The organism is Tsukamurella paurometabola, assembly GCF_900631615.1.
Taxonomy (GTDB): domain Bacteria; phylum Actinomycetota; class Actinomycetes; order Mycobacteriales; family Mycobacteriaceae; genus Tsukamurella; species Tsukamurella paurometabola_A.
Genome location: NZ_LR131273.1, coordinates 4,096,357 through 4,117,725 on the forward strand (window position 1 = coordinate 4,096,357; position 21,369 = coordinate 4,117,725).

The 21,369-nt window shown below is 72.4% G+C and carries 17 protein-coding genes; 4 read left to right on the forward strand and 13 right to left on the reverse strand.

The window, feature by feature from the left end; all coding sequences use genetic code 11:
• Positions 1-92: 92 nt before the first annotated feature.
• Genes ELY19_RS20435 through aspS form a run of 6 tightly spaced genes read right to left on the reverse strand, consistent with a single transcriptional unit; the run spans position 93 to position 8,700 of the window.
• On the reverse strand, positions 93-1,463 hold the full coding sequence (locus ELY19_RS20435) for a replication-associated recombination protein A (RefSeq protein WP_126198065.1): 1,371 nt from the start codon (positions 1,461-1,463) through the stop codon (positions 93-95).
• Positions 1,460-2,566, reverse strand: coding sequence for a hypothetical protein (locus tag ELY19_RS20440; protein ID WP_126198067.1), 1,107 nt, complete (start codon positions 2,564-2,566; stop codon positions 1,460-1,462). The genes ELY19_RS20435 and ELY19_RS20440 overlap by 4 nt, the downstream gene beginning before the upstream one ends.
• Before the next feature lie 15 nt (positions 2,567-2,581).
• A complete protein-coding gene (locus ELY19_RS20445) occupies positions 2,582-3,499 on the reverse strand; it encodes a transglutaminase family protein (RefSeq protein WP_126198069.1) in 918 nt (305 codons plus the stop codon).
• Complete coding sequence (locus ELY19_RS20450; RefSeq protein ID WP_126198071.1) at positions 3,490-5,964, reverse strand: circularly permuted type 2 ATP-grasp protein; 2,475 nt, start codon at positions 5,962-5,964, stop codon at positions 3,490-3,492. The genes ELY19_RS20445 and ELY19_RS20450 overlap by 10 nt, the downstream gene beginning before the upstream one ends.
• Complete coding sequence (locus ELY19_RS20455; RefSeq protein WP_126198074.1) at positions 5,961-6,893, reverse strand: DUF389 domain-containing protein; 933 nt, start codon at positions 6,891-6,893, stop codon at positions 5,961-5,963. Before ELY19_RS20455 ends, ELY19_RS20450 begins: the two co-directional genes overlap by 4 nt.
• 4 nt (positions 6,894-6,897) lie before the next feature.
• The gene (aspS, locus tag ELY19_RS20460) at positions 6,898-8,700 is read right to left on the reverse strand and encodes an aspartate--tRNA ligase (RefSeq protein ID WP_126198076.1); all 1,803 of its coding nucleotides are present in this window, start codon (positions 8,698-8,700) and stop codon (positions 6,898-6,900) included.
• A gap of 97 nt (positions 8,701-8,797) precedes the next feature.
• On the opposite strand from aspS, the gene ypfJ reads away from it, so the two are divergent.
• Positions 8,798-9,685 (forward strand): KPN_02809 family neutral zinc metallopeptidase, encoded by an 888-nt coding sequence (gene ypfJ, locus ELY19_RS20465; RefSeq protein ID WP_126198078.1) that lies wholly within the window; start codon positions 8,798-8,800, stop codon positions 9,683-9,685.
• Between the two features lie 181 nt (positions 9,686-9,866).
• Entirely contained in the window at positions 9,867-11,513 is a 1,647-nt protein-coding gene (locus tag ELY19_RS20470; RefSeq protein ID WP_126198080.1) for a DUF885 domain-containing protein, read from the forward strand.
• Between the two features lie 5 nt (positions 11,514-11,518).
• Here ELY19_RS20470 and ELY19_RS20475 read toward each other — a convergent pair whose 3' ends face one another.
• Together ELY19_RS20475 and ELY19_RS20480 are read right to left on the reverse strand one after the other, a co-directional pair.
• The gene (locus tag ELY19_RS20475; protein WP_126198083.1) at positions 11,519-12,400 is read right to left on the reverse strand and encodes a diacylglycerol/lipid kinase family protein; all 882 of its coding nucleotides are present in this window, start codon (positions 12,398-12,400) and stop codon (positions 11,519-11,521) included.
• Positions 12,397-13,986 carry an FAD-binding oxidoreductase gene (locus ELY19_RS20480; RefSeq protein ID WP_126198085.1) on the reverse strand — a complete coding sequence of 530 codons (1,590 nt, stop codon included), beginning with the start codon at positions 13,984-13,986 and terminating at the stop codon, positions 12,397-12,399. Before ELY19_RS20480 ends, ELY19_RS20475 begins: the two co-directional genes overlap by 4 nt.
• Positions 13,987-14,001: 15 nt before the next feature.
• On the opposite strand from ELY19_RS20480, the gene ELY19_RS20485 reads away from it, so the two are divergent.
• Both ELY19_RS20485 and ELY19_RS20490 read left to right on the forward strand, forming a co-directional pair.
• Entirely contained in the window at positions 14,002-14,610 is a 609-nt protein-coding gene (locus ELY19_RS20485; RefSeq protein ID WP_126198087.1) for a TetR/AcrR family transcriptional regulator, read from the forward strand.
• Positions 14,607-16,157 carry a glycerol-3-phosphate dehydrogenase/oxidase gene (locus tag ELY19_RS20490; protein WP_227966996.1) on the forward strand — a complete coding sequence of 517 codons (1,551 nt, stop codon included), beginning with the start codon at positions 14,607-14,609 and terminating at the stop codon, positions 16,155-16,157. Before ELY19_RS20485 ends, ELY19_RS20490 begins: the two co-directional genes overlap by 4 nt.
• On the opposite strand, the gene ELY19_RS20495 is transcribed toward ELY19_RS20490, so the two are convergent.
• The 5 genes from ELY19_RS20495 to ELY19_RS20515 form a co-directional block, all read right to left on the reverse strand.
• Entirely contained in the window at positions 16,151-17,305 is a 1,155-nt protein-coding gene (locus ELY19_RS20495) for a GTP-binding protein (RefSeq protein WP_126198098.1), read from the reverse strand. The two genes, ELY19_RS20490 and ELY19_RS20495, sit on opposite strands and share 7 nt — an antisense overlap.
• A 145-nt stretch (positions 17,306-17,450) precedes the next feature.
• Positions 17,451-18,491, reverse strand: coding sequence for an Rv2578c family radical SAM protein (locus ELY19_RS20500; protein WP_126198101.1), 1,041 nt, complete (start codon positions 18,489-18,491; stop codon positions 17,451-17,453).
• Positions 18,492-18,545: 54 nt separating this feature from the next.
• Positions 18,546-19,238: a hypothetical protein gene (locus tag ELY19_RS20505; RefSeq protein WP_126198103.1), complete on the reverse strand. Its 693-nt coding sequence runs from the start codon at positions 19,236-19,238 to the stop codon at positions 18,546-18,548.
• Positions 19,239-19,243: 5 nt separating this feature from the next.
• Entirely contained in the window at positions 19,244-20,542 is a 1,299-nt protein-coding gene (gene hisS / locus ELY19_RS20510) for a histidine--tRNA ligase (protein WP_126198105.1), read from the reverse strand.
• On the reverse strand, positions 20,539-21,276 hold the full coding sequence (locus ELY19_RS20515) for an MBL fold metallo-hydrolase (RefSeq protein WP_126198107.1): 738 nt from the start codon (positions 21,274-21,276) through the stop codon (positions 20,539-20,541). Before ELY19_RS20515 ends, hisS begins: the two co-directional genes overlap by 4 nt.
• Positions 21,277-21,369: the final 93 nt, after the last annotated feature.

A 21,369-nucleotide genomic window follows, 5' to 3' on the forward strand; every position in this document is an offset into this window, starting at 1 on the left:
GATGTCATCGAGCGTTACAGCGACCCGACCACCTTACCGACGCGCCGCGACCCCATGCACGTGCGTTCCTCGGCCACCGTCGCACAGCGCCGTTACCGCCGCCTCAGTATCCCGCGCAGCCGCGTCACGCGCGGGCCGATCTCGCGTTCGAAGCCGTGGTCCGTGGGGGCGTAGTAGTCGACACCGACCAGGTCGTCGGGCGGGTACTGCTGTGCGGCGACGCCGCCGGGCACGTGATGCGGGTAGACGTAGCCCTGGGCGTTGCCAAGCTTCTCCGCGCCGGCGTAGTGACCGTCCCGCAGGTGCGGCGGCACCGGCCCCGCCTTGCCGGCCGCCACGTCGCCCATGGCCGCACCGATCGCGGCGACGACCCCGTCGGACTTGGGCGCCGACGCGAGGTGGATGGTGGCCTGCGCGAGCGCGAGCCGTGCCTCGGGCATGCCGATGAGCTGCACCGCCTGGGCGGCGGCGGTGGCGACGAGCAGCGCCTGCGGGTCGGCCATACCGATGTCCTCGGAGGCGTGCACCACGAGGCGGCGGGCGATGAACCGCGGGTCCTCGCCCGCCGAGATCATCCGGGCCAGATAGTGCAGCGCCGCGTCGACGTCGGAGCCGCGGATCGACTTGATGAAGGCGCTGATGACGTCGTAGTGCTGGTCGCCCGCGCGGTCGTAGCGGACCGCCGCCGTGTCGATCGACGATTCGACCGCCTCGAGGGTGATCTCGTCGCCGCCCTCCCCCAGCGTCACGTCCGCGGCGGCCTCCAGCGCGGTGAGCGAGCGCCGGGCGTCGCCACCGGCCAGGCGCACCAGGTGCTCGCGGGCCTCGTCGGTGATCGTCAGCGCACCGTCGTAGCCCCGCGGATCCGACAGGGCCCGGTCGATGAGTTGCGAGATGTGCGTCGGCTCCAGCGGCCGCAGCTGCAGGATCAGCGAGCGCGAGAGCAACGGCGAGACCACGGAGAAGCTCGGGTTCTCCGTGGTGGCGGCGACGAGCAGCACCACGCGGTTCTCGACGGCCGCGAGCAACGCGTCCTGCTGGGCCTTGGAGAACCGGTGCACCTCGTCGATGAACAGCACCGTCTGCTCGTCGACGAGGAGACGACGCCGGGCCATCTCGATGACCGCGCGCACGTCCTTCACGCCCGCGGAGAGCGCCGACAGTGCCTCGAACCGGCGCCCCGTCGCGCCGGAGATGAGCGAGGCGATCGTGGTCTTGCCCGTTCCGGGCGGGCCGTACAGGATCACGCTGGCCGCGCCGGCGCCGTCGATGAGGCGGCGCAGCGGCGTCCCGGGGCCGAGCAGGTGCTCCTGACCGAGCACCTCGTCGAGGTCGCGGGGCCGCATGCGGACCGCGAGCGGGGTACCCGCATGGGTGGGGACGAACTCGACCGGCCCGCGGGAGGACGGTGCTTCGGGTGGCGCTCCGAGGTCCCCGTCGTCGCCGAACAGGGAGCCCGTCACAGCGCGCGGACCTCCGCGGCGGCGGCGACCGCGAAATCGTGCACACGCGGGTCGGCGGCGGCCAGCCGGTCCCAGCGGGCGGCGAGGTCGTCGGAGGACCAGGCGGGGAGGCTGTCCAGGTGGCCGGCGTCGATGCGGCTGGCCAAGTCCAGACCCAGGGCCCAGTAGGTCGCGAGGGTCAGCCAGGCCAGTTTGGCGGTGGTGATGTGGCGGCGGAGCGCCACGTCGTCGGCGAGGCGCGGCCACAGACGCACGACCTCGGAGCGCCAGGCCTCCACGATCGCGACGTCCAGGTCGGGGTCGTGGCCGTCCTCGGTGCAGTCCGGGTAGGTCAGCAGCACGTAGGCCACGTCCAGCGCGCCGTCGCGGAAGCCCGCCCACTCGTAGTCGAGGAAGCGGACGGCGCCGCCCACGACATGCGTGTTGTCGGGCCCCACGTCGGACGGGCTGAACGCGCGGAACGGGCCCTCCGTGAACAGGGCGACGGCGGCGTCGAGCACCGCGCGCGCGGCCTCGTCGACCCCGCCCACGGCGGCGGGGACCGCCGCGGCCGCCCGCGCGGCCTCCCCGGCGACGGGGTCGTTGCGCGAATCCGTGTGCTCGCGCCGCGCGAGCACGGAGAGGTCGCGCTCGCGGCCGTAGGTGCCGGCGTGCATGCGCCCGAGCGCCTGGGCCCAGGCGGAGAGCACGGTGGCCGCACCGGACGAGGGGGTCCGGCGCAGCAGATCCGCCATCGTCTCGCCCTCGCCCAGGTCCTGGAGCACGAGGATCCGCTGCTCCGCGTCCGACGCCAGGAGCTGCGGCCCCGGGCGCGCGTCGACGGGGAGCGCGGTGGCGAACTTGTACGCCGCGCCCTCGCGGGCGAACGCCTCCGAGTAGTCCTTGTCGGTGTGGTCGGCGGCGCGCAGCTGCTTGATCACGACGGACCGCGGCAGCAGCGGGTTGTTGTGCAGCACCCGGACACGCATCACGAGTGTGCGGCCGGAGCCCCCCAGATCTTCGGGTTCACCCAGCTCGACGGGTGCGCCGACCCGGCGACCCAGCAGGCCCTCCACCGCGGTGAGGGCCGCCCTCGTCGTCTCGTACCCCAGCGCGGTGACCATCACGTCCAACCTACCTCAGTCGGGCAGGGGCGCGACGTCCACGGAGACATGGATCTTCGATCCCTTCGATTCCGTGTAGATGACGCCGCGCAGGGGCGGGACGTCCTCGTAGTCACGCCCCCAGGCGACCGTCACGTGGCGTTCGTCGACGAACTTGTTGTTGGTCGGGTCGAAGGGCAGCCAGGCGTCCCCGGGCAGCCACACCGCGGCCCACGCATGGGTGGCCCCGGCGCCGACGACGCGGTCCTGGCCGGGCGGCGGCTCGGTGGCGAGGTACCCGGACACGTACCGGGCCGCGAGCCCCTTCGACCGCAGGCACGCGATGGCGACCCGCGCGAAGTCCTGGCAGACGCCCTCGCGGCGTTCCATCACGGTGCCCACCCGGGTCGAGACGTTGGTGGCACCGGACCGGTAGGTGAAGTCCGTGTAGATCCGGGTGGTCAGCTCCTCGACGGCCTCCACCAGCGGCTTTCCCGGGGTGAAGATCGTGTCGGCGTAGGCGCGCACCGCGTCGTCGATCTCGGCCGGCCGCTGGTCCAGGCGGTACTGCGCGGCGAGCGCCCCGGCCTCGCCGACGGGCCGCGCGAGCTCCCAGGGCGCGAGCGCGGGCCCCTCGTCGGTGACGGCCCGGTCCAGCGGATCGACCTCGACGACCGATTCACCGCGGACCAGGAGCCGGGTGTGTGGTGTGGTCACGTGGAAGTAGGTGTCGGTGTTGCCGTACGCGTCCACTCCCTCGGAGCGGTCCGACGGTTCCGGCCCCACCGTGATCGTGTGCTCCTCGACGCGCTGGTCGGAGAGCTCACGCGGCGACAGATAGCACCGACCGAAACTGGAGGTGACCTCCGCGTCGTAGGTGTAGGTGGTCTCGTGCACCACGCGGTAGCGGCGCGGCCGCGAGTCCTCGGTGCGCCGGGAGAAGCTCAGGCCCACGACTGCACCCCCACCCAGATCGGGCGGGCCGCCGCGGGCGGCGCGAACCTGGTCCGTTCGAGCACGTCCGAGACCTCGCGCATTCCCTCGTCCACGGCGTCGAGCAGCGCCTCGATCTCCGTCCGCCGGCCGTCGGCGATGGTCTCGGCGTCGTCCGGGTCGAACCGGCCGAGCCGCGCGAGCACCTCTCCGACGGTGCGCTCGCACGTCGGGCTGCGCAGTTCGTCGGGCAGTTGCGCGAGGTCGGCGGTCAGGGCCGTGAGCGCGGCGACGAGCGAGCGCGGATTGGTGGCGTCGAGGAACATCAGGTCCACCGCGGCGCCCGCGCGCAGCACGGCCCGGTGCCGGCGCCGGTAGGTGACGGCGGACTCGCACGTCACGAGGTAGGCGTCCAGGAGGCCCGCCTCGATCTCCGCCGGGTTCTCGGGGACGACCATCGCCCGCGTGACGGCACTGAGTTGCAGGGCGCGTTCGATGCGCCGGCCGGCGTCCATCATCAGCCAGGCCGGATCCTGCACGAGCGATTCCCGGCCGAGGCCGGCGAACGCCAGCAGCGAGACCAGGACCTCGCCGAGCGTCTGGTCGAGCTGCTCCCCCGCGTCGTCGCGGTCGGCGGCGAGCCGTCCGAGCGACCGTTCCGCTCCGCTGAGCACGAGCCAGGTATCGGTGGACATCTGATCGCGAACGGCCCGCAGGCACGCCCGCAGCCGGACGCCGGAGTGCGCGACGCTGCCCGGCACGTCCACGTCGAGGGTGAGGCGGCGCAATCGAGCGAGCACGTCGGTCTGTTCGGTCCCCTCGACCACGATCGGCCCGAGTTGATCGGTGACCGTGGCCGCGACCACGGCGTCCAGCAGCGGCTGCAGCACGTCGGCACCCGCCTGCCACGGCCGGTGCCGGAACTCACGGCTGCGGTCGTGCGCCATCGACAGCAGGCGGACGGTGGCCTCGGCCCGCTCCGCGTACCGTCCGATCCAGAACTGGTCGGAGAGGACACGGGGCGTCGCCACCGGGCCGCTGGGTGCCGCCCCGACCCGGCCCGAGCGGGGCGCGGTCGCCACGCGGGCGGGGGCACGGACGTCGTCGGGGGTCGGCACCCAGACGTCGCGGGCGGCCGACGAGTGCAGCAGCGCCCCCTCGGCACCGTCGAGCAGGACCTGGCCGAGGCCGCCCGGCAGCACGGTGTAACCGGACTCCTGTGCGAGGGCGAAGGCGCGCAGCGCGAAGCCGCGTTCCACGACGGCGCCGTGGTCGACGGCGGATCGGCCGGTGAACGGCACGAGGGTCTTCACGCACCACACGGTCGGGTCCGCGGCGATCCGCTGCCGCAGATCGTCGGCCCGGTCCGCGGTGAGGTCGGCCCCGGCGAAGCGCTCGCCGGTGGCGAAGTTGAGCACCAGCCGGTCGTCGAGCGGACCGTCGAGCGCGGCGCGTCCGGCCGGGGTCGCGGCGTGCAGGGTCGGCGTGGACGGCAGCAGCAGGTCCTCATCGAGCAGGTCGCGGCACAGCTGCGGCAGGTACGCGTGCAGGGCCGGGTTCTCGAGCACTCCCGACCCGAGGGTGTTGACGACGGTGACGGCGCCGCGGGTCATCATCTCGACGAGCCCGACGACGCCGAGCTGCGAATCGGTGCGCAGGTCGAGCGGGTCGGAGAACTCGGAGTCCACGCGCCGCAGGATGACGTGCACGCGCTTCATCCGGCCGAGCGAGCGCATGAACACGCCGCCGTCGCGCACCGTCAGGTCGGGGGCCTCGACCAGTGGGAAGCCGAGGACCGAGGCGAGGTACGCCTGGTCGAAGGCGGTCTCGGAGAGGGATCCGGGGCTGAGCACGACGACGGTCGGGTCGTCCACGCCCGGCGGCGCGGCCTCGATCAGCTGCATGCGCAGCGCCGCCGCGAAGGAGGCGACGGGCCGCGGTGTCTCCGACCGGAGTTCGCGCGGGAGGGCGCGGGAGGTGACCCGGCGGTCGGCGAGCGCGTAGCCCACGCCCGACGGCGCCTGGGTGCGGTCCGCGACCGCGACGTACCCGGTCACCTCGTCGCCGGCGGCCTCGCCGATGTCGACGCCGTGCAGGAACAGCGAGCGCGGGCCGGGCGACGGAACGCCGACCGCTCGCCGGATGAAGCCGGGGTGCGCGAACACCACCTCCGGCGGGACCGTGCCGGTGCGCAGCGTGCGCTGCTCGCCGTAGAAGTCCTTGAGCACCGCGTCGAGCAGCAGCGATCGCTGGGCGACGCCGCGTGCGAGCCCGTCCCACTCCTCGGCGCCGAGGAGCACCGGCAGCGGGTCGAGCCGCCACGGCCCCGGCTCGGTGGCGGCCCCGGGCATCGCCGGGTCCTGGGCAGCGGGCACGGCGTCGAGCGCGTTGTAGGTGATGCCCTCGTCGTCGATGAGTCCGCGGACCCGCGCGGAGAGACGGCGCAGGCCCGCCGGGTCGAGTCGGCGGAGTGCGTCGATGCTCACAGGCCCACCTGCTCCCGCATGTCGCGCCACGCCGCCGGACGCAGCACCAGCACCAGGACGCCCGCGACGACGATGCCGACGAGGTTGATCGCGAGCTGCCCCGTCGATTCGAGAGCGCGCTGCCACTCCCCGACCGTCGCCGCCACCACGGCGTACCCGGCGGCGGGCACCGTCGTGACCGAGATGAAGACGCCGACCAGGGCGGCCGATTTGGCGGTGACCATCGAGATCATCCCCGCGGCGCCGGCGAGCAGCGCGACGATGAGCGAGAACGGGCCGACGCGGTAGATGAAGTCGACCTGGCCCGCGGAGTCGAGGACGTCCACGCCGAACAGGTTCGCCGCGAGGGCCGCCTCGGCACCGAGCCACGTGCACGCCATCGCCACCGGGAAGCCCACCGACAGGGCGATCACCGGGCGCACCGCGAAGTGCAGGCGACGGGTGGCGAGCGCCACCGCGATCGCCGCGAGCGGCCCGAACTCCGGCCCCACGACCATCGCGCCGACGACGGTGACCGGCGAGTTCGTCACCACGCCCACCGCGGCCAGCAGCACGGCGAGCACCAGGAAGGCGAGGAAGGTCGAGTTGAGCGTCGATTCCTCGCGGGTCCGGGCGGTCAGCTCCTCCCACACCACCGCGTCCGACGGGTCGCCGGGCACGGCCTTCTCGGCCTCGTCCGCAGCATCCGAGAGCACCGTGTCGAGCGTCGAGACCGTGACGGCACCATCGACGGGGATGCGCAGTTCCTCAAGGCCCTGTAGCACGCGGTGCGCGGCCTCCCGGGTGACCTCCGCGCTGAGCACATCGCCCGCGGGGACGAGCGACGCGCCGGGCGCCAGCGTGATGTGGGTGACGCCCGGCCGCGACCGCAGCAGCGCGAGCACCGCATCGGTCCGGTCGGGCGGGCTGATCACCCGGATGTGGCGCACGCGGCTACTTCTGCTCGGCGCCCTGGTCCGCCGCGGCCTGCTCCGGCTTCTTGGGCTTCGCGTCCATGCCCGACTCCCGGCGCTGCTGCGCGGTGATCGCTGCGGGCGCGTCGGTCAGCGGGTCGACGCCGCCGCCCGACTTCGGGAACGCGATGACCTCGCGGATCGACGACGCGCCGGCGAGCAGCGAGACCACGCGGTCCCAGCCGAAGGCGATGCCGCCGTGCGGCGGGGCGCCGTACGAGAAGGCGTCGAGGAGGAAGCCGAACTTCTCGCGGGCCTGCTCCTCGTCGATGCCCATGATCGCGAAGACGCGCTCCTGAACGTCCTTGCGGTGGATACGGATCGAGCCGCCGCCGATCTCGTTGCCGTTGCAGACGATGTCGTAGGCGTAGGCCAGGGCGCTGCCCGGATCGGTGTCGAAGGTGTCGATCGACTCCGGCTTGGGGCTGGTGAAGGCGTGGTGCACGGCGGTCCAGGCACCGTCGCCCACGGCCACGTCGCCCGAGGCGGTCGCGTCGTCGGCGGGCTCGAACAGCGGGGCGTCGACGACCCAGGTGAACGCCCAGTCGCCCTCCTTGATGAGGCCGAGCTTGTCGGCGATCTCGCCGCGCGCAGCGCCGAGCAGGGCACGCATCGTCTTGGTGGGGCCGGCGGCGAAGAAGACGCAGTCGCCGGGCTGGGCGCCCACGTGCGCGGCGAGGCCCGCACGCTCGTCGTCGGAGAGGTTCTTGGCGACGGGGCCGGTGAGCTCGCCGTCCTCGCCGATCAGCACGTACGCAAGGCCGCGGGCGCCGCGCTGCTTCGCCCATTCCTGCCACGCGTCGAGCTGGCGGCGGGGCTGGCTCGCGCCGCCCGGCATCACGACCGCGCCGACGTACGGGGCCTGGAACACCCGGAACGGCGTGTCCTTGAAGTACTCGGTGCACTCGACCAGTTCGAGGCCGAAGCGCAGGTCCGGCTTGTCGGAGCCGAAGCGGCGCATGGCCTCGGCGTAGGTCAGGCGCGGGATCGGCGTGGGGATCTCGTGCCCGATGAGCGACCAGAGGGCCTTGACGATCTGCTCGCCGAGCGCGATCACGTCCTCCTGGTCCACGAAGCTCATCTCGATGTCGAGCTGGGTGAACTCGGGCTGACGGTCGGCGCGGAAGTCCTCGTCGCGGTAGCAGCGCGCGATCTGGTAGTACCGCTCCATGCCCGCGACCATGAGCAGCTGCTTGAACAGCTGCGGACTCTGCGGCAGCGCGTAGAAGGTGCCGGGGCGCAGGCGCGCGGGCACCAGGAAGTCGCGGGCACCCTCCGGCGTGGACCGGGTCAGGGTCGGCGTCTCGATCTCGACGAAGTCGTTGAGCGCGAGGATGTTGCGCGCCACGGCGTTGGCCTGGCTGCGCAGCTTGATCGCGGCAGCGGGGTCCTCGCGGCGCAGGTCGAGGTAGCGGTACTTCAGGCGCGCCTCCTCGCCCGGCTCCTCGTCGAGTTGGAAGGGCAGCGGCGCCGACTCGTTGAGCACGGTCAACTCGGTGACGTTGACCTCGATCGCGCCCGACGGCAGGTTCGGGTTCTCGCTGCCCTCGGGCCGCTTCTCGACGGTGCCGGTCACCAGCACGCAGTACTCGGACCGCAGCCGGTGCGCCTGCTCGGCGACGTCCGACTCGCGGAAGACGACCTGGGCGACGCCGGAGCTGTCGCGCAGGTCGATGAAGATCACTCCGCCGTGGTCACGCCGACGCGCCACCCAGCCCGCGAGGGTGACGACGGTGCCGGCATCCTCCGCACGCAGCGATCCGGCCAGGTGAGTGCGCAGCACTTTCGGGGTGTCCTTTCGACGAGGAATCTTCGAGCGCCTGTCATGCTACGGGGCGAACCGGTTCACGATCTCACCCCTGTCATGGAATGCTGTGCGCATGACCTTTCAGGGCAACGGGCCGCTCGAGGGCGGCAACGTCAGCGCAGGCGGCGGTGGCGGTATGGGCCGCGGCATGGTGATCGGCGGCGGCAGCATCGGCACAGTCGTGATCGGCCTGCTCATCTATTTCCTCACCGGCAGCACCGGGGGGATGACACAGGCGCCGCAGCAAGCGGGGCCCGGTCTCTCCCAGGCGGAGCAGCAGCTCGACGAGAAGCTCAAGAACTGCACCAAGGAGCAGGCAAACAGCGACACGGCCTGCCGCATCAAGGCCACCACGATCTCCCTGGACAAGGTGTGGCCGACGGTCCTGCGCGGCTACAAGCCCCCGCGCGGCGGGACGAAGATCATGCCGGTGGGCGCGCAGTCCATCAACACCGCCTGCGGTGTCGCGGGCGCCGATACCGGCCCGTTCTACTGCCCGAGCGACCAGGTCGCGGTCTTCCAGCTGGACTTCATGGACCGCGTGATCAAGAAGATGGGCGGCACGAACGCGCCGTTCTCGCAGGAGTACATCGTGGCCCACGAGTTCGGCCACCACGTGCAGACGCTCCTCGGCGACATCGACAAGGCCCAGCAGGGCCGCGGCGCGCAGGGCGGCTCGGTCCGCGTCGAGCTGCAGGCCGATTGCTACGCGGGCGTCTGGGCCGCCCACGCCGACAAGGGCGAGGACGCGATGCTCAAGCCGCTCACGCAGCAGGAGATCTCCGACGCGATCACCACCGCGCAGGCCATCGGCGACGACACGATCCAGCGCAACGCGGGCCGCAACGTCAACCCCGAGTCCTTCTCGCACGGGACCTCGGAGCAGCGCGTGCGGTGGTTCTCGCAGGGCTACCGGACCGGCGCTCCCGCCCAGTGCGACACCTTCAGCGGCACCATCTGATCCGGCGCTCGGAACGCTGATCCGCTGGCCGCGTACCCGGGCGGATGGCTCGTGCCGCCGGTCGCGATGTACCCACCCGGCGACGCCGGACCGCGTACCTGAGCACGCTGACCAACGCTGCCACGCGGCGCAAGCCGGGTCGGGCCACGCGCGGCCTGTAGGCCGGGCATAACCTGGTCGTATGTCGGACGCTGCAGCTGCGAACACGCCCATCGATCAGCTCGCCAACACCCTCGCCCTGCGGGTCGCCGCCACGGACCCGATCCTGGCGACGCACGCGGGAATCACCGAGCTCAACGACAAGCTCACCGACTTCTCCCCCGCCGGGCTGGAGGCGAGGGCGGCCGTGGGGCGCGAGACGCTGGCACAACTCGACGAGCTGACCGAGGAGAACGACGCCGACCGCGTCACCGCGGCCACCCTGCGCGAGCGGCTGGGCGTGCACGACGCGATCCACGACGCAGGGCGCACCGTCGGCGAGCTGAACGTGATCGCCTCACCGATGCAGGACATCCGCGACGTCTTCGACCTGACCCCGGCGGGCACACCGGAGGAGATCGCCACCCTCACCGCGCGCCTGGCGGCGGTCCCATCCGCCATCGACTCCGCCGTGGAGGGCCTGCGGGCCCGCCTCGCCGGCGGCACGTGGCCCTTCGCCGAGTTGCAGGTGCGGGAGGTACTGGCGCAGGCCCGCACGGCCGGCGACCAGGTCGCGGCCAACGTCGATCGCCTGGGCGAGCGGGCACCGTCGGACCTGAAGGACCGGGTGCGAGCCGCCTTCGCCGGGTACGCGGACGTCCTCGAGACCGAAGTCCTGCCCGCCGCGAAGGCGCTCGACGAGCCCAGCGGGCTGGGCGTGGGCCGCGACGTCTACCCCCTGTACTCGCGGCTGTACCTGGGCGCGACCGTCGACCTCGAGGAGACCTACGCCTGGGGGCAGGAGCTGCTGGCCGGCATCGTCGCCGAGCAGGAGCAGGTGGCGCAGCGCCTCTACCCCGGCGCGACGGTGGCGGAGGCCCTGTCTCGACTGGACTCGGAACCGCGGTACACGATCCACGGGACGGACGCGCTACGGGAGTGGATGCAGAAGACCTCCGACGAGGCCGTCGCGGCGCTGTCCGGGACCCATTTCGACATCCCCGCCGAGCTGCACCGGCTCGACTGCAGGATCGCGCCGAGCAACTCGGGCGGCATCTACTACACCGGACCGTCCGCCGACCTGTCGCGCGCCGGCGCCATGTGGTGGTCGGTGCCGGACGGCGTGACCGAGTTCCACACCTGGCAGGAGAAGACGACCGTCTACCACGAGGGGGTCCCCGGTCATCACCTCCAGATCGGCCAGTCGGTGATCGCGCCGCTCAACATCTTCCGCAAGCTCGCGTCGTTCGTTTCCGGGCACGGCGAGGGCTGGGCGTTGTACGCGGAGCGGCTCATGCGCGACCTGGGGTTCCTCGACGACGACGGCGACCTCATGGGCATGCTCGACTCGCAGCGGCTCCGCGCCGCCCGCGTCGTGCTGGACATCGGCGTGCACTGCGGCTTCGAGGCGCCCGCGGAGGTCGGCGGCGGCGCCTGGACCTACGAGAAGGGCTGGCGGTTCCTGCGCTCGCACGTCGCGATGTCCGACGAGCAGCTGCGCTTCGAGTACCACCGCTACCTCGGCTGGCCCGGACAGGCGCCGTCGTACTCGGTCGGCCAGCGGGTGTGGGAGCAGACCCGCGACGCCTACCTCGCCGCGCACCCCGGATCCACGCTCAAGGACTTCCACCGCGACGCCCTGGCACTCGGCGGCATGGGCCTGGACACCCTGCGCGCGGCGATCGTCTGAGAGAGTCAGCGCGACACGAGCACCGGGAGCACGGCCCTGCGGATCCCGACGGTGACGGGCAGTTCCTGCAGGTAGTCACCGTCGGCGTGCACGGGGATCGGGCGGTCGGCGCTGACGACCACCTCCTGGCCGCTGAAGGTCAGTGCTTCCGCCCGCGCGACGTGGGCGCCGGTCTTCGCCTCCCCCATCGCGCTGATGAGCTTGAGCTTGTTCCCGGCACCGTCGACGGCGAGCACGTCGATGCGACCGTTGTCGGATGCGGCGGCGGGGACCATGTGCAGGCCGCTTCCGTACCAGCCGGAGTTGGCGATGACGACCATGTGCACGGGCCCCTCGTGGACGGCACCGTCGACCTCGATGCGGAACCCCGCGGGCTTCCACCGGAACGCCGCGATCGCCGGTGCGAGCCGGTACGCGAGCGGCCCCATCCAGCGCAGCTTGTTGATGAGCTCGGTGGCGACGGAGTCGAGCCCGACGTAGACGTTGCCGACGGCGATCTCGTCGCCGACGGTGAGCACGTCGAGATCCTTGCGCAGGCCGTCGGTGAGCACGTCGGCGATGGCCGTCGGGTCGTCGGGAAGCCGCAGGTGTCGGGCCATGTCGTTGCCGCGGCCCGCGGTGACGATACCCATCGGCGCGCCGGGCACGCGGAGCACGCCGGTCGCGACCTCACGGATCTGGCCGTCGCCGCCGACCGCGACCGTCAGGGCGCCCGACGCGGCTGCTTCCTCGGCGCGCCGTCGGGCGTCGGCGCCGGAGGCGGACTCCACGACGTCGGTGGAGACGTCCCGGCGGGCCAGTTCCTCGGCGACGGCGGCCCACCGCGTGCGTGCGACCCCGCCGCCGGAGATCGGGTTGAGGACGGCGATGACGTCGGTGGCGGTCACGGGAGCAGGATCCCGGGGTTGAGCACGCCCTGCGGGTCGAGGGCGTCCTTGACCGCGCGCAGGGCCGAGACCTGCACCTCGCCGATCTCCTCCAGGTAGGTGGCGCGGTGATCGGTGCCGACGGCGTGGTGGTGGGTGATGGATGCGCCCGCCGCGCGGATCGCGGCGTTCGCGGCGGCCTTGGCCGCGCCCCACTGGGTGAGCGGATCCTCCAGCGCCTTGCAGATCACCGTGAAGTACAGCGAGGCACCCGTCGGGTAGACGTGCGAGATGTGGCACATGACCACGGCGGGCGTCCCCTGCTCGCCGAGCGCTCCGGTCAGCGCGGCGGTCACGTCGGCCTTGAGCCGATCGACGTTGGACCAGAAGGTCACGGTCTCCAGCGTCTCCACCAGCGCGCCCGCGTCGAGCAGCGGATCGCGCAGGTAGGGGCCGCGGAACCGGCCGGCGCGCCAGGCCTCCCCCGGCTCCTCGCCGAGGAACTCGCCACCCAGCTCGATGAGCCGCGCGGAGACGTAGCCGTCGCGGCAGTCGACGTCGGGTTCGTCGCCCTCGAAGCCGACGATCATGAGGCACCCGCCGACCGCGGCCTTCCCCGCGGCCCCCGGGTTCGCGAGGTTGAGGCCGGTCTCGGCCTCGTCGGACAGGCGCAGCACCGTCGGGCGGACGGAGCTCTGCGCGAGCACCCGCATGGCGTTCGCACCGGCGGCGAAGTCGGGGAACCGCCAGCCGTAGAACCGGCGGACCGCCGGGACGGGGTGGACCCGGACGCGGACGGCGGTGACGACCCCCAAGGCGCCTTCGGAGCCGAGGAAGAGCTGCCGCAGGTCGGGACCGGCCGCGGACTTGGGCGCGGTGCCGATCTCCGCGACGCCCCGCGGCGTGGCGACGGTGAGCCCGACGACCATCTCGTCGAACCGGCCGTAGCCGATCGAGGACTGCCCCGCGGAGCGCGTGACGGCGCACCCGCCGACCGTCGCCCCCTCGTACGACTGGGGGAAGTGACCGATTTCGTAGCCCTGCTCGCCGAGGAGCCGCTCCGCCTCGGGCAGCCGGGTGCCGGCGGCGAGCGTGGCGATCTGGGAGACCGGATCCAGCTCGATCAGTCCGGTCAGGCCGCGCAGGTCCAGTGCGACGACGGGCCGGGTCCGCTCGGGCGCGAGGCCGCCCGTGACCGAGGTGCCGCCGGAGAACGGGCTCAGGGTGAGGTCCTTCGCCGCACAGACGGCCAGGACCTCGGCGACCTGCTCGGCCGATGTCGGCGTGACCACGACGTCGGGGGCGTCGGAGGCATCCCCTGCGCGGTACTTCAGCAGGTCCGGCGTGGAGAAGCCGCGAAGATGGCGCAGGCGGGTAGCGTCGTCGGTGGCGACCGTCACACCTGTCTTCTGCAGGGCCGCGAGTGCCCGGCCGGAGACGCGGGACGGCATCAGGAACGGCTGCCCGGGCTCGCCCGGGCCGTGGTCGATGCCGAGCATGGTGAGCGCGCCGAGCACCGATTCGGAGAGGTGCATGGGGTTCGCGGGATCACCCCAGCGGCCGGGTTCGAATGCGACGACGGGAAGATCCACCTCGGACGAAGTCATGATACATTTGTACACATGATGTCGCAGGATCTCAATCCGCAGGGTTCGCCCACCCGCAGCCCGGCCAACGCCGTCGATGACGAACTGATCCTCGACGCGGCCAGGGACCTGATGGCGACCATCGGCATCCGTCGCACCACGATGGCCGATGTCGCCCGCACCGCGCAGGTCTCCCGCGCGACGCTCTACCGTCGCTACCCGAACGTGCAGGCGCTCGCCGCCGCGGTCACCACCCGCGAGTTCGTCGCGGCGCTCTCCTCCGTCGGCCTGTTCGACGGCGCCACCGGCCGCGAGACCGTCGCGCGCACCGTCGTCCACGTGACCGCCGCGGCGCGCTCGCACCCGCTGCTGCGCCGCATCGTCGAGCTGGACCCCGAGTTCCTCATGCCCTACCTGCTGCATCGCACCGGCCGGACGTCGCGCGCCCAGCTCGAGGCGATCACCGCGAGCATCGCGGCCGGTCAGGCGGATGGCAGCATCCGGAGCGGCGAGCCCGCCGAGCACGCCGCCGTGGTGCTGCAGCTCGCGTGGTCGTCGGCGCTCACGGGTCCCGTCTTCACCGAGTCCGCCGACCTGCTCGACGCCCAGCTCTTCGACCTCATCGACCGGTACCTGGCGCCGTGATCGCAGCCCTCAGAACCATCGACCCCGGATCGCGCCTCTCGGCGGGGCGCCGCACGGCCGACCTCGCCGCACTGGCCGCCGATCCATCGGTCGACCTCCTGGTCATCGGCGGCGGCGTGACCGGTACGGGCGTCGCGCTCGATGCCGCGAGCCGCGGGCTGCGCGTCGCGCTGGTGGAGAAGCACGACCTCGCCTTCGGCACCAGCCGCTGGTCGTCGAAGCTGGTGCACGGCGGCCTGCGCTACCTCGCCTCCGGAGCGGTGGGCATCGCCTACGAGAGCGCCGTCGAGCGCGACGCCTTGATCCGCGCCATCGCGCCGCACCTCACCCGCCCCCTGCCGCAGGTCGTGCCCCTGCTCGGCGGCGTGCGGCGCCGCGACGCCACGCTCACTCGCGTCGGGTTCCTCGCCGGCGACGCGCTGCGGCTCGCCGCCCGCACCCCGTCGTCCGAGCTCGCGCGGTCGCGGAGGATCTCCCCCACCGAGGTCATCGCCATGGCCCCGACGGTGCGGCGCGCGGGGCTGCGCGGCGGCCTCCTCAACTGGGACGGCCAGCTCACCGACGACGCGAGGCTCACGGTGGGCATCGCCCGCACCTCGGCGGCCCACGGCGCCCTGATTCTGACCCACTGCGCGGCGTCCCAGGTCACGGGCACCGCGGCGACCATCACCGACGCGCTGACCGGCCACTCGATGACCATCCGGGCGAAGGCCGTGATCAACGCGACCGGCGTGTGGTCGGGCACCGTCGACCCCGCGGTCTCGCTGCGCCCCAGCCGCGGCACGCACCTCGTCTTCCGGCAGGAGACCTTCGGCGGCCTCACCGCGGGTCTGACGGTGCCCGTCCCCGACTCCTTCGGGCGATACGTCTTCGCGCTGCCACAGCCGGACGGGCGGGTCTACGTCGGCCTCACGGACGAGGAGGCCGACGGTCCGCTGCCCGACGTCCCGACGCCGTCGAACGACGAGATCGACTTCCTGCTCGCGACAGTGAACCTCGCCCTCGGGTCCCCGCTGACCCGTGGGGACGTGGTGGGAACCTTCGCCGGCCTGCGCCCACTGCTCGATTCCGGCGCGGGGCGGACGGCGGACGTCTCGCGCAAGCACGCGGTGCTCACGCGCGGCGACGGCCTGGTGACGGTCGTCGGCGGGAAGCTGACGACGTACCGACGGATGGCCGAGGACGCGGTCGACGCGGCGCTGGCGGCGTCGGGCCTGACGGCCGGCCCCTGCATGACCCGGACGTTGCCCCTGGTGGGTGCCGCGCCGCGGGACGAATTGCGCCGCGTCGACGCACCGGAGCGGCTGGTCCGCGCGTACGGCACCGAGGCGCCCGTCGTGGTCGCGCTGGGCACGGCGCACCCGGAGCTCGCGGCCCCTGTCGCCGACGGTTCCGGCGTCACCGGGGCGGAGCTGGTCTTCGGTGCGCTCGTCGAGGGGGCCGTCACGGTGCCGGACCTGCTCGAGCGACGCACGCGCCTGTCGCTGATCCCGGAGGTCGCCGCGGCGGCCACGGATGCTGCGCAGGCCGCCCTCGCGGCTCAGTGACGGTGAGCCGGTACGTTCCACGCCGGTAGGTGATCGGGGTACTCGACCCAGGCGGCCGGCCCCGCGGCGACCTCGTCGTCGGTGAGCAGCGCCCGGTCGAGCAGGGCGCGCAGGCGATCGCCGTCGAGCCGCACGCCGATGAGGACCAGCTCCTGCTGGGGGGCACCGTCGACCTGCGACCAGTAGGCGGCCGGCTCGATGGTGAGGTTCGGCCCGGCCTGGGACCAGACGCCGACCAGGTCGGGGCGGCTGGCTATCCAGCAGAAGCCCTTGCTGCGCAGCACGGCGCGGATCTCGGACAGCGCATCGAGCAGTCGCTGCGGGTGGAACGGGCGGTCGGCCCGGTACGCGATCGAGGAGATGCCGTACTCCTCCGTCTCGGGCGTGTGCCCACCGATCACCTCGTCGTCCCAGCCCGCCACCGATGACGCGGCGTCGTGGTCGAACAGCCCGGTGCCGATCACCTCGGCGACCGGGATCTCGCCCTGCCGGAGCGGACGCACGCGGGCCCGCGGGTTCAGGCGGCGCACCGCGGCTTCGACCGCGCCGCCCGCCGCGGCGGAGACGAGGTCGAGCTTGCTGATCAGGACGACGTCGGCGAACTCCACCTGGTCGATGAGCAGGTCGGCGATCGACCGCTCGTCCCCCTCGGCCGCTCCGAGGCCGCGTTGCGCGAGGCTGGTGCCCCGGGCGATCTCGCCGAGGAAGGTGCTCGCGTCGACGACGGTGACCATCGTGTCGAGGGCCGCGAGGTCGCCGAGCCGCGTGCCGTCGTCGAAGGTCCAGTCGAAGGTCGCGGCGACGGGCATCGGCTCGGAGATGCCCGTGGACTCGATGACGAGGTGGTCGAACCGCGGTTCGCCCGCGGGGGTGCGCTGGCGTGCGATCGCGCCGACCGCGTCGACGAGGTCCTCGCGCAGGGTGCAGCAGATGCAGCCGTTGCTGAGTTCGACGAGCTTCTCCTCGGTGCGGTCGAAGCCGCCCAGGTCGACGAGAGCGGCGTCGACGTTGACCTCGCTCATGTCGTTGACGATCACGGCGATGCGCAGGCCGTCCCGGTTGGCGAGCAGGTGGTTGAGCAGCGTGGTCTTACCGGCGCCGAGGAAGCCGGAGAGGACGGTGACGGGCAGTGGGGCTGAGGAGGACATGCCGCTAATAGTAATCATTTTCATTACTGGCGCCAGACGAGCCCTCCACCCGCGGCCCCCGACACGACGACAACGGCGGGCTGTGGTCGCCGAGATCCGTTGCCGGATCGCTGTTCTCGTCAGCAACACCGCGCCGGCTCGCCGCCTAGAACAGGGACTCCTGCAGGTCCTGGGCGGCGGAACCGTCGAACCGGGGCGTGCGGGGCGCGCGTGGTGGCGGCCCCGCGTACGGATCCTCCAGGCGCACCAGCCCGAACTCCTCGAGCATCGGGGCGACGCGGGCGCGCAGGTGCGTGCGATAGTCCGCCGAGACGCGCCCTGTGGCGCCGTACAGCTGCCGGTACCGCCGCACCAGCATCGGATGGTTCTCCGACAGCCACCCGAGGAACCAGTCCCGGTAACGCCCCGTGAGGTTCAGCGCCATCACCGAGGCACTACTGGCGCCCGCCTCCGCCAGCGCGCCGAGCAGCGCCCGCAGGGACGCGGCGTCATCGGTGAGGTAGGGCACCACCGGGGCGACCATGACGTGACAGTCGAAGCCCGCCGCCGCGATCGCGCGGATGAGGTCCAGCCGGGCCTCCGGCTTCGGTGCACCGGGCTCGAGCGAGCGCTGCAGCGCCGGATCGAGCAGCGCCAGCGACACCGACAGCTGCACCGGCACCCGGGTCGCGGCCGTCGCGAGCAGGGGAAGGTCGCGCCGCAGCAGGGTGCCCTTCGTGAGGATCGAGATCGGTGAGCCGGCTCCCGCGAGAGCGCCGATGACCCCCGGCATCAGGCGATACCGGCCCTCTGCACGCTGATACGGGTCGGTGTTGGTGCCGAGCGCCACCGCCTCGCCCCGCCAGGACGCCCGCCGCACCTCCTTCTTCAGCACCGAGACGAGGTTGGTCTTGACGACGATCTGGGAGTCGAAGTCCCCGCCGGCATCGAACTCGAGGTACTCGTGGCTCGACCGCGCGAAGCAGTAGGTGCAGGCGTGGGTGCACCCGCGATACGGGTTCACGGTCCAGGAGAACGGCATCGCGGAGGACTCCGGCACCTTGTTGAGGGCGCTCTTGCACAGCACCTCGTGAAAGGTGACGCCCTCGAACTCCGGCGTCGTCACCGTGCGCCCGACGCCTTCGAGGCCGGGCAGCGCACGCACGCCCGAGCCGGCATCACTCAGCAGCTGACCATCCCATCGCACACCGCTAGTCGAACACTTTGTTCGATCCGAGTCAAGTGTTCGAACGCGGCGCGTCTACCACGGCGGCCGGGCGATCTCGTCCACCTCGTCGGCCGTGAACACCAGCTCGTCCGCACCGCCGACCTCGCGCGCGATGCCCGCCGCGCGAAACAGCGGGCGGTCCCGCATCGGCATCGACGAGGCCTGGCTCCGCGACTGCTCCGCGAGCACGCGGCCGATGTCGCGCACCTCGGGCCGGCGGTTCCGATCGAGAGCCTCGGCGAGCCTGCGCGTGCCCAGCATCGGCAGCTCACGGCCGCGCACCCGACCCCGGCCGGGCCCCTCGTACAGCGCGACCGGCAGCCGCACCGTCGTGCGCCCCTGCCGGATGCGCAGCGAGACCTGCGCGAGTCGGGCCACCTCGGCCACGAGATCCACCTCGTCGGCGTCCATCAGATTCACCCGCTGCGTGCGCAGCGTCCGCCGGGTGAGCACGCGGTGGTCGAGCACAACGCGCCGCCGCGCCACGCCGAGGTAGCCGCCGAGACCCGGCGCGGCACCCGCGACGAGCACGGCGGTGCCCCACACCGGCCCGGCGAGGACGGCGACGACCACGGCGATCACGACGGTCACCGCGAGGCCCACCGCTACCGCGCGGCGCACCTTCGGCAGCACCACTCGGGGCGGGATCAGGTCCACGTCGACGGCGTCCTCCGCGCTCAGTTCCCGCGGATCGCGGGCACCGGGCTCGGCGGGGCTGGACGACACGCGGACTACCCCGCGCTCTCGATGCTCTCGGTGACGATCACGTCCACGACGGTATCGATCGGGACCGCCCGCTGCTCGCCCTTCGCCAGATCCTTGACCATCACGACGCCCTGTTCGAGCTCCGAATCCCCCAGGATCAGGGCGAATCGGGCACCCGAACGATCCGCGGCCTTCATCGCGCCCTTCATGGCGCGGTTGCCGTAGGCCATGTCGGAGGCGACGCCGGCGTGCCGGAGGCGGCCCAGCAGCGGCACCATCGCATCGCGCGCGGCATCGCCCAACGGGACGCCGAACGCGGTGACGCGGGGCGCCGACGGGGCCCGCTTGCCCTCCGCGGCGAGAGCCAGCAACGTGCGGTCGACGCCGAGCCCGAACCCCACACCGGTGACGCCCTCGCGGCCGCCGAGCTGCTCGACGAGGCCGTCGTACCGGCCGCCTCCGCCGATGCCCGACTGCGCCCCCAGGCCGTCGTGGACGAACTCGAAGCACGTCTTGGTGTAGTAGTCGAGGCCGCGCACCAGGCGCGGGTTCACGACGTAGGGCACGCCGAGCGCGTCCAGGTAGCCGAGCACCTTCTCGAAGTGCTCCTTCGGCTCGGGCGTGAGGTTGTCGATCATGAGCGGCGCGTCGGCCGTCATCGCCTTCACCTCGGGCCGCTTGTCGTCGAGCACCCGCAGCGGGTTGATCTCGGCGCGCCGCCGTGTCTCCTCGTCGAGGTCCAGGGCGAAGAGGAACTCCTGCAGCTTCTCCCGGTACTGGGGGCGGCACGTGGCGTCGCCCAACGAGGAGATCTCCAGCCGGAAGCCGTCGAGCCCCACGCTCCGATAGGCGCGGTCGGCGACGGCGATCACCTCGGCGTCCAGCGCGGGGTCGTCGACACCGATCGCCTCGATACCCACCTGCTGCAGCTGCCGGTAGCGGCCCTCCTGGGGACGCTCGTACCGGAAGAACGGGCCGGCGTAGGCGGCCTTCACCGGCAGCTGGCCCCGGTCCAGGCCGTGCTGCAGCACCGCGCGGACCACGCCCGCGGTGCCCTCGGGCCGCAGCGTCACGGACCGCTCCCCGCGGTCGGCGAAGGTGTACATCTCCTTCGCGACCACATCCGTCGACTCGCCGACGCCGCGCGCGAAGAGCGTGGTGTCCTCGAAGATCGGCAGCTCGATGTAGCCGTACCCGGCCTCGGCGGTCGCCCGCAGCAGCGCGGTGCGCACGGCGAGGAAGTCGGCGGAGCTGTTCTTCTCCCCCGACGGCACCGGGATGTAGTCGGGAATGCCCTTGGGAGCCTGGAAGCTACCGGCGCTCACAGTCCGTATCGTCCTTTCCGCTCACCCGGCGTCTGCGTGCCGGTGAGGCCCTGCAGGAACGGGTTCGACACCCGTTCCCGTCCGATGGTGGTGGCCGGGCCGTGCCCCGGAAGGACGACGGTGTCGTCCCGCAGGGGCAGCAGCTTCTCGGCGATCGAGCCCAACAACTGCTCATGGCTGCCGCCCGGCAGGTCGGTGCGGCCGATCGAGCCCTGGAACAGCACGTCGCCGTCGAAGGCCACGGTGACGGTCTCCCCCTCCACGGGCGTGCCGTCACCGTCGACCGCCGGGGCCTCGACGGTGAAGACGATCGAACCCGCGGAGTGGCCGGGCGCGTGGTCCACGCCGAAGGTGATCCCGGCGAGGGTGACGGGCTCACCGTCGACGAGATCGACGACCTTCTGCGGCTCGACGAAGACCTGATCGCCGATCATCGCGCCGAGCGCGGCGCCGATCCCGACGGCCGGATCGGCGAGCATCGGCCGGTCGGCGTCGTGGATGTGAACCGGGATGCCGTACTCGTCGGCGAACGGCTGCGCGGTCCACGTGTGGTCGAGGTGACCGTGCGTGAGCAGGACCGCCACCGGGTTCAGGCGGTGCTCGGCCAGCAGCTGCTTGAGGGGCTCGACGGCGTCCTGACCGGGGTCGATGACGACGGCGTCGGCGCCCGGACCGGCCGCTACGACGTAGCAATTGGTCTGGAACACCCCCGCGGGGAATCCGGTGATCAGCATCCGACCATTGTGGCACCAGACCCGGTGACGGCGTCTATCAGGTTTAGCTGGCAGACTTGGCGATCAGTTGTGCCCGCCGGATGTCGGTTATGA